10 protein-coding genes are annotated in these 11,346 nt (G+C 68.9%); 7 read left to right on the top strand and 3 right to left on the bottom strand.

All coding sequences use genetic code 11. The features are described from left to right. Positions 1-93 precede the first annotated feature (93 nt). A complete protein-coding gene (locus Q9G87_RS10715; RefSeq protein ID WP_305916107.1) occupies positions 94-1,086 on the top strand; it encodes a glycoside hydrolase family 11 protein in 993 nt (330 codons plus the stop codon). Between the two features lie 61 nt (positions 1,087-1,147). Here the strand turns inward: Q9G87_RS10715 and Q9G87_RS10710 are convergent, their stop codons facing one another. Beyond that, positions 1,148-3,034 (bottom strand): ABC transporter ATP-binding protein, encoded by a 1,887-nt coding sequence (locus Q9G87_RS10710; RefSeq protein WP_305916106.1) that lies wholly within the window; start codon positions 3,032-3,034, stop codon positions 1,148-1,150. 396 nt (positions 3,035-3,430) lie between these two features. Between Q9G87_RS10710 and Q9G87_RS10705 the strand changes: the two genes are divergently transcribed. From Q9G87_RS10705 to Q9G87_RS10695, 3 genes are all read left to right on the top strand, one after another. Then, positions 3,431-4,276, top strand: a complete 846-nt coding sequence (locus Q9G87_RS10705) for a trypsin-like serine protease (RefSeq protein ID WP_305916105.1) — start codon at positions 3,431-3,433, stop codon at positions 4,274-4,276. A 127-nt stretch (positions 4,277-4,403) separates the two neighbouring features. Next, positions 4,404-5,192 (top strand): SDR family oxidoreductase, encoded by a 789-nt coding sequence (locus tag Q9G87_RS10700; protein ID WP_305916104.1) that lies wholly within the window; start codon positions 4,404-4,406, stop codon positions 5,190-5,192. 179 nt (positions 5,193-5,371) lie between these two features. Further along, positions 5,372-7,102, top strand: a complete 1,731-nt coding sequence (locus Q9G87_RS10695) for a VanW family protein (RefSeq protein ID WP_305916103.1) — start codon at positions 5,372-5,374, stop codon at positions 7,100-7,102. 51 nt (positions 7,103-7,153) lie between these two features. Here Q9G87_RS10695 and Q9G87_RS10690 read toward each other — a convergent pair whose 3' ends face one another. Together Q9G87_RS10690 and Q9G87_RS10685 are read right to left on the bottom strand one after the other, a co-directional pair. Next, positions 7,154-7,732, bottom strand: a complete 579-nt coding sequence (locus Q9G87_RS10690) for a TetR/AcrR family transcriptional regulator (protein WP_305916102.1) — start codon at positions 7,730-7,732, stop codon at positions 7,154-7,156. 123 nt (positions 7,733-7,855) lie between these two features. Beyond that, entirely contained in the window at positions 7,856-9,271 is a 1,416-nt protein-coding gene (locus Q9G87_RS10685; RefSeq protein WP_305916101.1) for an MFS transporter, read from the bottom strand. 202 nt (positions 9,272-9,473) lie between these two features. On the opposite strand from Q9G87_RS10685, the gene Q9G87_RS10680 reads away from it, so the two are divergent. Genes Q9G87_RS10680 through Q9G87_RS10670 form a run of 3 tightly spaced genes read left to right on the top strand, consistent with a single transcriptional unit; the run spans position 9,474 to position 11,229 of the window. Continuing rightward, a complete protein-coding gene (locus tag Q9G87_RS10680) occupies positions 9,474-9,641 on the top strand; it encodes a hypothetical protein (protein ID WP_305916100.1) in 168 nt (55 codons plus the stop codon). Positions 9,642-9,649: 8 nt separating this feature from the next. Next, a complete protein-coding gene (locus tag Q9G87_RS10675) occupies positions 9,650-9,976 on the top strand; it encodes a YciI family protein (protein ID WP_305916099.1) in 327 nt (108 codons plus the stop codon). Next, complete coding sequence (locus Q9G87_RS10670) at positions 9,973-11,229, top strand: RNA polymerase sigma factor (protein ID WP_371825760.1); 1,257 nt, start codon at positions 9,973-9,975, stop codon at positions 11,227-11,229. The genes Q9G87_RS10675 and Q9G87_RS10670 overlap by 4 nt, the downstream gene beginning before the upstream one ends. Positions 11,230-11,346 lie beyond the last annotated feature (117 nt).

The following is an 11,346-nucleotide window of genomic DNA, read 5'->3' as shown; positions in this document are numbered from 1 at the left end:
GAGGCGTCCGACACTTTCGCCATCGCACCGATAGTTTCGTCCGGATCACCCCTGCGCGCGCCCCGCCAGCCTTCACAAGGAGGAAGCACGCACATGAACGGCGCCCCCACCCGCTCGAAGAGTCGCAGACGCGGCCGCACCAGGCTGCTCATCGGCCGTGCCTGTGCCGTAGCCGTAGCACTGGTCCTGGCTGTGACGATGCCGCCCGGCATCGCCCACGCGGCCCCCATCACGTCCAATCAAACCGGCACCAACAACGGCTACTTCTATTCGTTCTGGACCGACAGTTCCGGAACGGTCTCCATGGAACTGGGATCCGGCGGCAATTACAGCACCTCATGGCGCAACACCGGGAACTTCGTCGCCGGCAAGGGCTGGAACCCCGGCGGACGCCGAACCGTGAACTACTCAGGCAGCTTCAATCCGTCCGGCAATGCGTATCTGACGCTCTACGGGTGGACGAGAAATCCACTCGTGGAGTATTACATCGTCGACAACTGGGGCACCTACCGGCCTACCGGAACGTACAAGGGCACGGTCACCAGCGATGGCGGTACGTACGACATCTACCAGACGACGCGCTACAACGCCCCCTCCATCGAAGGCACCCGAACCTTCAATCAGTATTGGAGCGTCCGGCAGTCGAAGAAAACGGGCGGAACCATAACCTCCGGCAATCACTTTGACGCCTGGGCCCGTAGTGGAATGAATCTCGGCACCCATGATTACATGATCCTCGCAACCGAGGGATATCAAAGCAGCGGGAACTCCAATATCACGGTGGGCGGCTCCTCCGGCGGCGGTGGCGGCGGCGGCGGCGGTGGCTGCACCGCGACGCTGTCCGCGGGCCAGCAGTGGAGCGACCGATACAACCTCAACGTATCGGTCAGCGGCTCGAGCAACTGGACCGTGACGATGAACGTGCCGTCTCCAGCGAAGATCATCGCCACCTGGAACATCAGCGCCAGCTACCCCAGCGCCCAGGTGTTGACCGCCAGACCCAACGGCAGCGGCAACAACTGGGGTGCGACGATCCAGCACAACGGCAACACCACCTGGCCGACGGTCTCCTGCAGCGCGAGCTGACCTCCGAAGACCCGCGGACGCCGAGCGGGAGTGGCGACAGGGTGCGCCGCTCCCGCTCTGGTCACCGCTCGGCTCGGTCCCGTGGCGATGACGTGATCGCCTGGCGCGTGCTTCGGCTCACCGGTGGATCGCCGTCCGGGGTGTCGTCATCGACCAGGAAGCCGCCGGATTGGTGCCGCCAGAGCCGAGCGTAGGGACCTTGGGCCTGGAGCAACTCGCTGTGGGTGCCCTGCTCCACGATGTGTCCGCGGTTGAGCACAACAAGCCGATCCATGCGGACGACGGTGCTCAACCGGTGCGCGACCACGAGCGCGGTACGGTCCTGCATCAAGTGCCACAGGGCTTCCTGAACGAGGATTTCGCTTTCGGAGTCCAGGGCGCTGGTCGCCTCGTCCAGCAGCAGGATCGGGGCGTCACGCAGGATCGCGCGCGCCAGGGCGAGGCGTTGCCGCTGGCCGCCGGAGAGCTTGACGCCGCGCTCGCCGACCAAGGTGTCGAATCCCATTGGCAGAGAGTCGGCGAACTCCATGACATGCGCCGCCTGCGCGGCCCGGAGGATCTCGGCATCGGTGGCCCCCGGCCGGGCGAACGCGATGTTGTCGCGCACCGACCGGTGGAACATGGCGGGCTCCTGCGGGACATAGGCGATAAGACTGCGCAGGTCGGCCTGACGCAGGCGGGCGATGTCCTGGCCGCCTATCAGGATCCGGCCTCCGTCGACGTCCATGAGGCGCAGCAACAGCCGGGTCAGGGTGCTCTTGCCGCCGCCGGACTGGCCGACCAGCCCGATCTTGGCGCCGCTGGGGATGTCCAGATCCAGGTTCTCGAACAACGGTCGGCCATCGGCGTAGCCGAAGCTCACCCGCTCGAAGCGTACGCTCGCGTCGGCCGGGCGCAGCGGCAGCGGGTCGGGTGGATCCACCACGGTCGGCGGCACGAGAAGCAGCTCGGTGAACTGGGCGGCTTCGGTGAGCACGCTCTCGATGCGCCGGTATATCTGGTTGAACTCGAACATGATGCTGATCGTGGTCGAGTAGTAGGAGAAGGTCACCACGATGGCCTCCACCCCCAGGCCTCCCCGCAGTGCCACGGCGAGGAGCAGGCCCACGGCGCTGGTGAGGACCGACAGCGGGGCGACGACGGTGTCCACCCGGAGATTGCCGTAATCCCAAGAGCGCAGCGACAGCCTGCCCTGCTCGGCGACCCTGGCCCGGTGTTCGGTGGCTTCGCGATCCTCGGCGGCGAACGCGCGGACCGTCTCCATGTTGGCCAGCACATCGGCGACGTGGCCCGACACCAGCACCTTGGCCGCCTCACGTTCGTCGACCAGCGCTTGGCGACGGCGGATGAGCGGAGCGACGAGAAAGCCGGTGACGATGATGAGGCCCACGAGAACGACGACCAGCAGCGGGTGATAGCGCCACAGCACGACCGAGGCGAAGGCCAGCGGCACCACCTTGGCCATGATCGAGAAGGTGAGCGTGTCGGCGAACTCCTCGAACCTGGAGGAGAATCCCAGCACCCGTTTGGTCAGCGACCCGGCGAAGTTGTCGTGAAAGAAGGCGGCGTCCTTGGTCAGCAGCTCGTCCATGCCCACCACGCCGAGCCGCTCGATCCCCCGGGCGTCCGTACGGTTCAGGAAGTGCAGTCCCACTCGCCACAGCACTTCGCCCGCCAGCAGGAACCCGCCGAACGCGAGCACATACGGCAGTAACGCGGCGACGGTGCCGTCCCCGCCTTCGGAGAGATGCCCCACGAGCCCGGCGACCGCCAGCGGCGCCAGGTAGAACAGGCAGATGTTCCCCATCGCCGGCAGCGTCAGGGCGGGCACCGAGACCCGCCACTGGCGCTTCAGCTCACCGCAGTAGTAGCGCAGGACCAGCAGAACCGCCGATTTTCGTACAGAGGGACCATTCCCGGAGTCCTCAAGTGATCCGTGCACAGCCATCCGCCCTCCCGAATGCCGACAGCGCCTTGGCCATGCTGCCGGAGGCTGTACGGCAGAGCGAACGATTTTCCGGCCACCTCGGGGCGGCTACCGGGCACACGTAGCTCTGCCCGCGGGGGCGGGTAGGCCCGGGAGTGCCGGTTGTCAGGCGCAGGTGTATCCGGACGGAAGTACGGTGTCGCCGTTCGAGCGGCTTACTTGGAAGCCGACGCTGGTGGTGCCGGCTCCGGTGGACGTGCCCGGCTGGGTGGGTGACCTACGCGGTGTTCGAGACACTGTGCGGCGACCGGCCGTCGCGGTGCCCGAAGCTGACAGCTGACTCTCAGGTTCCTGGACTTGATCCGCGCGCACATCAGTGGCAGAACAGCACGAGTATCAGGAAAGGAAAATTACCCAGTGCGATCATTAACTCGTCTGGCCGCAGCGATCTTCACCGCTGCCCTCGCCGTGCTCACCGTCGCCATGCCCGCTCAAGCCATCACCGGCGGAGAACCCGACGGAAACCGCCACCCCAATGTCGGGCTGATCATGTTCTACCAGCCTGACGGCCGCTTCCGGTGCTCCGCGACGCTGGTCTCGCCGACCGTGCTCGTCACCGCCGCGCACTGTACCGAGGGAACACTCGGCAAGACCTTGGTGACGTTCAAGTCGGAGATCGCCAAGGAGCCCCCGGCGCCGTTCCCCGTGGCGGCCGACCCGAGCAAGGGCTACACGGCTGCGGAGATCACCGCCGCCGGCGCCCTGTCCGGCACGGCGCACTCCCACCCGCAGTACTCGAACTTCACCGACCTCGACAACTGGAACGACGTCGGCGTGATCGTCCTGGACAAGGCGGTCTCCGGGATCACTCCGGCCAAGATCGCGTCCTTGCGGTTCCTCGACGCCTACGGCCCACCGGCGCTGAGCAAGACGCTGTTCGACTTCGTCGGGTACGGCACAGAGGTGCGTAAGCCGGTCACCGGCCCCCAGAAGCCGCAGCCGATGAGCTACCCCCTGGAGCGCCGCTACACCACTCAGCCCGGGCAGAAGCTCACCGAGCAGATCCTCCAGGCCAACGGCAACTACCACGACACCCGCGGCGGCGGTGGCACCTGCTTCGGCGACTCGGGCGGCCCCGTGTTCCTCAAGGGCTCCCTCGTCGCGGTGACCAGCTACGGCTACACGCAGAACTGCCGCTACCTCGGCGGCTACCAGCGCATCGACATCGCCGTCGCGCAGAACTGGCTGAACGACTACCTGTAACCGCCACAGCCGACCGGCCACAGGTCCGGCACCAGCGCGGGCCGGCGACGACACCACGATCGTCTCGTCGGCCCGCGCAGGCGGTAAGTCCATTGAAACAAGTTATAGCCAGCCCTAGGCTGAGCGCATGATCCTGGACCGTTTCCAGATCACCGGCGCCGCCGCGATCGTCACCGGCGCGGGCCGGGGCATCGGCGCCGCCACCGCCGTCGCCCTCGCCCAGGCAGGGGCGGACGTGGTGCTCTGCGCACGCACCGAGGAGCAGCTCCGCGCGGTCGCCGACCAGGTGGAGAAGGCGGGCCGGAGAGCCCTCGTCGTCCCCGGCGACCTGTCCGTGCCAGGCACCGCCGAGGCGCTCGCGGCGCGGGCCGCGGACGCCTTCGGGCGGCTGGACATCGTCGTGAACAACGTGGGCGGCGCGCTGCCCCGAGCGTTCCTCGACACGAAGCGCAAGCACCTCGAGAACGCGTTTCAATTCAACGTCGGCATCGCGCACGAGCTGACCAGGGCCGCCGTCCCCCACCTGCTGGAGGGCGGCGGCGCGGTCGTGAACGTCTCCTCCGCCGTGGGCCGCGTGGCCGGCCGCGGCTACCTGGCGTACGGCACCGCCAAGGCAGCGCTCGCGCACTACACCCGGCTGGCCGCCCTGGACCTCGCCCCCGCCGTGCGGGTCAACGCGGTCGCCGTCGGCGCGGTGGCCACCTCAGCGCTCGACATCGTCATGAACGACGAGGACCTGCGCACCCGGATGGAGCAGGCCACACCGCTGCGGCGGATTGGCGAGCCGGAGGACGTGGCGGCCGCGGTGCTCTACCTGGCCTCCCCGGCCGCCCGCTATCTGACGGGCAAGGTGCTGGAGGTGGACGGCGGCATCGACCGGCCCAACCTGGACCTGGGGCTGCCCGACCTGTCATGACGCGGTGAGCACGTACGCCCGGGTGAAAGTGGGCCGTGACGCCCTGACATCCGTATGTCATGGAGAGGCCTCGAACGAACGGCTCGAGCGCCGAGCCATCAGAGGAGGCCATCTACGATGGCTACTACTATGCTCCGCATGCGCGATGCCAGCCCCCGACCACGCACGACCACCGTCCCGTGGAACCTGTAGTGAGCCGGCGCGGCGTCATCGACCGTCAGGAAGGCCCGGCCAGGGGCGCCCCGTCCGGACGGCGCCGGGTCGCCGTCATCGTGGCGGCTCTGGGCTCAGTGGTCGTCCTGGCCTATGCGATACCCGCGATTGCGCTGGCCGGTGAAGTGCCGCGCGGCACGCGGATCGGTGGCGTGGAGGTCGGTGGCCTGTCCGAGGCTGAGGCCCGTACGCGACTGGAGCGCGAGTTCGGCGCGCGCCTGGCCCGCCCACTGACGCTGTCGGCCGCCGGCAAATCGATCCGGCGGACGCCCTCCGAGCTGGGGATAGGGGTGGACGTCCCGGCATCGGTCGAGGCGGCGCTGGACGGCGCGAGCACCCCGGCTGGGGTGGTGCGCTCGCTGTTCGGCTCCGGCCGGCGCGAGCTGCGCCCCCGCATCGCACTCGACGAGGCTCGCCTCACCGGCGAACTCGCCAAGTTGGCGCGTACCGTCGACGCCAAACCCCGTGAGGGCGGCGTGCGCTACAAGGGAACGCAGCCGCAGCCGATCGTCCCCAAACCCGGCCGCGTCCTCGACCGAGCCGGCGCGGCGGACACCATCCGCGACACCTTCCTGAGCGGCGGCTCCTCGGTCACGCTCACCACGCGCTCACGGCCGCCCGCGACCTCGCCGGACGAGGTACAGCGCATCGCCGGCGGCCTCGCCCGTACCGCGGTCGCCGGCCCCCTTGCTCTCGTGAACGGCGATCAGAGCGCCGAACTGTCCGGGTCTCAAGTGGCCGGGGCACTGCGCTGGGCCGCCGACGGACGGGGCGGCCTCCGCCCCGTCCTCAACGCCAAGGATCTCCTGCCCGACCTGAACAAGCAGCTCATCGACGAGAGCCAGCGCCCTCAAGACGCCTCCTTCAAGATCGTGAAAGGCAAGCCACAGGTCATTCCCGCGCGCCCGGGCCGCGGCATCGACGCCAAGGGCCTCGGCACGGCGATCTCCACCGCCCTCGCGGCGGGCCGGCGCAGCGTGAAGGTGCCCGTGACCGAGACGCAGCCTCGGGTGACCACCGCGCTGGCCAGGAAGCTCGGCGTCAAGAAGAAGGTCAGCTCCTTCACCACCCACCACCCGTGCTGCGCGCCCAGGGTCACCAATATCCACCGCATCGCGGACATCGTGGATGGATACGTGGTCAAGCCCGGTGAGACGTTCTCGCTCAACGGGATCGTCGGCAAGCGCGACAAGGCGCGGGGGTTCGTCGAGGCGCCGATGATCCTCAACAACCGGTTCGTGAACGATGTCGGCGGCGGTGTGTCGCAGTTCGCCACCACCATGTTCAACGCGGTGTTCTTCGGCGGTTTCGAGGACGTGCAGCACCGGCCGCACCAGTACTACATCTCGCGCTACCCGGCGGGGCGGGAGTCCACGGTTTCCTATCCTCAGCCGGACTTCCGGTGGCGCAACGACTCCCCCTATGGAGTGCTGATCAAGACCTCCTACACCAGCACCTCCGTCACCGTTGAGTTCTGGAGCACGCAGCGCTTCACCATCGAGTCGGAGACCTCGCCTCGTTATGACGTCAAGCCGTTCGACACGCTCAGCGAAACCGATCCCGACTGCATCCCGATGGAAGGCGCCGAGGGTTTCTCCATCGATGTGTGGCGCATCTTCCGGCAGGGCGGCAAGGAAGTGCGCAAGCAGAAGTTCCACACCGTTTACGCGCCCGAGCCGCGCCTGACGTGCACCTGAGCACGACGCGACCAAGCTGCCCCTGGCCGGCGCTCGGTGGCTACGTGAGCATCACGTGGCAGGCCTGAGCCCGGCCAGGATGACCGTGACCAGACGGTGGGCGGCGTCCTGCGACGGCAGATCTCCAGCCGCCGCAACGGCATGGAGGCAGTAGGCGGCGAGCTCTTCTGGCGCGACGTCCTCGCGGAAAGCGCCGGTCCGCACGCCTTCTGCCAGGAGGTCCCGGATCAGGTCGTGGAGCCGGCGCTGCGGTCGGGTGAGCTGCTCATCGCGGTGCAGGAACGCCATGCGCGCGCTCTCGCCGTGCCCGCGCGACTGCTGGGTGATGTGCGCATAGGCCTCGAGGACGGCGTGGAGCCGCGCTTCGGCGTCGCCGGCCTGATCGCGGACCCTGGCGAGATGCTCCAGGTGTGCGGTCACCTGCCGCTCGTGCCAGGCGAGCAGGATCGATTCGACGTCCGGGAAGTATTTGTAGAGGGTCGCGCGCCCGATCCCGATCCTCTCCGCGATCTGGGACATGGTGACCGATCGCAGCCCGTGCTCGGACACGAGCGCCGACGTGTGGTGGAGGATCGCGTCGCGGACGTCACGGCGATGGGCCTCGATCGTCTCGTTCCACAGCCTCGGCACACTCAGAGCATACGCCACACCTGTATCAAGACAGGATGTATTGATACAGACATGATGTATCGCAGCTCCACGATCTGGTGGCACGCGGATGGGTCCGAGGAACCGCGAGCCCGCCCGGGGCGGTCAGTGGCCGTGGCCGACGAACGCCGTCGCCGGCTTGCCCGCCGGCACCAGGCCCAGCGCGACGGCGGCCGCGACGCCCGCGACGACGGCGCACAGCGTGAGCCCGGCCACGAAGCCGCCGATGCCCCCTGCCGAGCCGGGCACGAGGCTTGACGCGGCGACAGTGGAGACGACGGCCACGCCGATCGAGCCGCCGAGCTCGTGGAAGGTGTTGATCACGCCGGAGGCGACGCCGTTCTCGCCGGGCGGGATGTTCGCCATGGTGGTCATGGTGGCCGTCACGAACGCCGGCCCGATGCCCAGCGCGGCCAGCACGAACCCCGGCAACAAGGTGGTGTACGCGCTCGCGTCGGGCGAGATGCGGGTCATCAGCGCCGCCCCCGCCGCCGTGACCACGAAGGACGCCACCGCCACCGGCCGTCCGCCGATCCTGCCGATGAGATGTCCGCCGAGCTGCGCCCCGATCGTGATCGCGATGGCCACCGGCAGGAAGAGCAGCCCGGTCTCCAACGCGCTGAAGCGCAGCACGTGCTGAAGGTAGAGCGAGCTGACGAAGAACAGGCCCAGCATCAGGCCGGTCGCCACCAGCATGACGAACGTCCCCGAGATCACCGGCCGCCTGGCCATGGTCTCGGCGCGCATCAGCGGTGACCGTACCGACCGCTCGACCACCACGAACACGACGTAGAGCAGCGCGGCCCCGACCAGCGGCAGCACCGTGCCCATCGCCCCCCAGCCGGCGTCGCCCGCCGTCACCAGCCCGTAGATCAGCAGCGCCGTCGCCAGCGTGACCAGCAGCGCGCCGGGCACGTCGACCCGCTCGCTCCGCCCGGGCGTGGGCGGCACCACGAGGGGCACGGCCGCGAGCACCGCCAGCCCGATCGGAACGTTCACGAAGAACACCCACGTCCACCCCGGCCCCGCGGTCAGCACGCCGCCGAGCAGCACGCCGAGGGCCGCGCCCGTGCCGCCGATGGCCGCCCAGACGCCGAGCGCCCGCCCGCGCCGCTCACCGTGGAACGTGGCGGTGACGACGGCCAGCGCCGCCGGCGAGAGCAACGCCGCGCCGACGCCCTGCAGCGCCCTTCCGGCGATGAGCATCGTGCCGCTGCCGGCCAGCCCGCACATCAGCGAGGCCGCCGTGAACAGCCCGAGTCCTGCGAGGAGGGTGCGGCGCGCACCCAACGCGTCGGACAGCCGCCCTCCGAGCACCATCAGGCCGCCGAAGCAGAGCGTGTACGTGGTCACCACCCATGTCAGCGACTCACGGTCGAGCGCGAGGTCCGTGCCGATGGTCGGCAACGCCACCTGTACGACCGTGATGTCCACGATCAGCATGAACTGCGCCAGGCACAGCAGCACCAGCACGCCCCATCCGCCGGCGCGCACCTTGATGGGAGCCGTGTCGAGACTCATCCGAACCTCCTTAAGTTGAACACTCATGTTCAAGTTAGCACGCATGAACCATACGTGGGTAGGGTTCACCGGCCCGGTGCAGGTCAGGGGCGAGGCTCGAATATCCACCGCCCGCTGTCCATCGCGGGCTCTCCCGTTCGTCGTTGGGGTGTCACAAGAAATCGCGAAGCGCCCGCAGTGGCGCTGGATGGGAGGGCCCGTCATGCCTGATCTGCTCGCCGCCACCTACGCTCTGCGACCCCGCAACGAGCTGGCCCGCTCCGCGTTGCCCAACGCCCCGGTCAAGGGCATCAAGCAGCGGAGGACCAGGACATTCAGACTGCCTTTCGTGGGCATGCTCGCCCGTCGTACAGTCAAGCCGATCTCCTAGGAGGAACCGTGCGGTACGTGATGTTCGTCTGCGACAACGAGTCCGTCGGAGTGCCCATACAGGACGCCGACCCCGCGTCATGGGTGCGGGAGATGGACGACCGGGGCGTACGTCTTCAAGGTGCGCGCCTGCGGCCAGGCAGTGACGCCACGACCGTCCGGGTGCGTGGCGATGAGGTGCTGCTGTCCGACGGGCCGTTCGCCGAGACCAAGGAGCAGATCGGCGGCTTCGACCTGATCGAGTGCGACAACCTCGACGAGGCGATCGAGATCGCGTCCAAGCATCCGTCCGCCAGGTTCGGATGGGTAGAGGTGAGGCCGCTTTGGGAGGAGTGACCGCCGAGGTCGAGGCGGCGGTCGCCGAGGCCTTCCGCCAGGAATGGGGCCGCATCGTCGCGGCCCTGATCCGGGTGACCGGCGACTGGGATCTGGCCGAGGAGTGCGCGCAGGAGGCCTTCGCGCTGGCGCTGGAGCGCTGGCCGCGCGACGGCCTCCCGCACCGCCCCGGCGCCTGGCTCACCACGACGGCGCGCAACCGGGCGGTGGACCGGTTGCGCCGCAGGACGACCGAGGCGGCCAAGCTACGGGAGGTGGCCACGATGGCGTCCGTTCATAACGCCTTCGGCTCCAGCGAGGACGACAGCGGTGTTCAGGACGACCGGCTGCGGTTGATCTTCACCTGCTGCCATCCGGCGCTGCCGCTGGAGGCACGGGTGGCCCTGACGCTGCGCACCCTGACCGGCATGACCACCGCCGAGATCGCCCGGGCCTTCCTGGTCACCGAGGCGACGATGGCCAAGCGCCTGGTCCGGGCCAAGGGCAAGATCAGCAATGCCGGGATTCCGTACCGGGTGCCGCCGGCTCACCTGTTGCCGGAACGGACCGGCGCGGTGCTCGCCGTCCTGTATCTGCTGTTCAACGAGGGCTATTCCGCCAGCACGGGCGCCGACCTGATGCGCTGGGACCTGTGCGCCGAGGCCATTCGTCTCGCCCGCCTGCTCGCGCGGCTGATGCCGGATGAGCCCGAAACGTACGGCCTGGTCGCGCTCATGCTGCTGCACCACTCCCGCCGCGCGACCCGTGTCGACGCCGCCGGCGACCTGGTGACATTGGACCACCAGGACCGTACCCGGTGGAACCAGGGCGAGATCGACGAGGGTGTCGCCGTCCTGGAGACGGCTCTCCGGCGCGACCGGCCCGGTCCGTACCAGCTGCAGGCCGCCATCGCGGCCTGTCACGCCACGGTCGCCGACGCCGCTGATACCGACTGGGCGCAGATCGCCGAACTCTACGGACAGCTGGTACGGGTCGTACCATCCCCGGTGGTGAAGCTGAACCAGGCGGTGGCCGTGGCGATGGCCGACGGCCCCGCGGCCGGACTCGAGCTGGTGGAAACCCTCCACGCCTCGGGCGACCTGACCGGCTACCACCTGCTGCCCGCCACCCGCGCCGACCTGCTCCGCCGCCTCGGCCGCCGCACCGAGGCCGCCGAGGCCTACCGCGAGGCACTCGCCCTGGCCCCCACCGAGGCCGAACGCCGCTACCTGGCCAACCGGCTCGCCGAGACCACCCTCCAGGGCGAGGACTGAGTAAGGGCTTGCGCATCCCCCGCCACCTGACCTTCCCCCGCGTCGGGGAGTGCCGCGGCGCTTGATCGACTTCATGCCGCCGACTCGCTAAGGTGAGGCGTCCCCCCTTGCGCCCCC

The sequence above is a fragment of the Nonomuraea turcica genome (genome assembly GCF_030718205.1).
Taxonomy (GTDB): Bacteria; Actinomycetota; Actinomycetes; order Streptosporangiales; family Streptosporangiaceae; genus Nonomuraea.
Note: the sequence above shows the minus strand (reverse complement) of the source record. Positions and strands in the feature narration are given on the sequence as shown.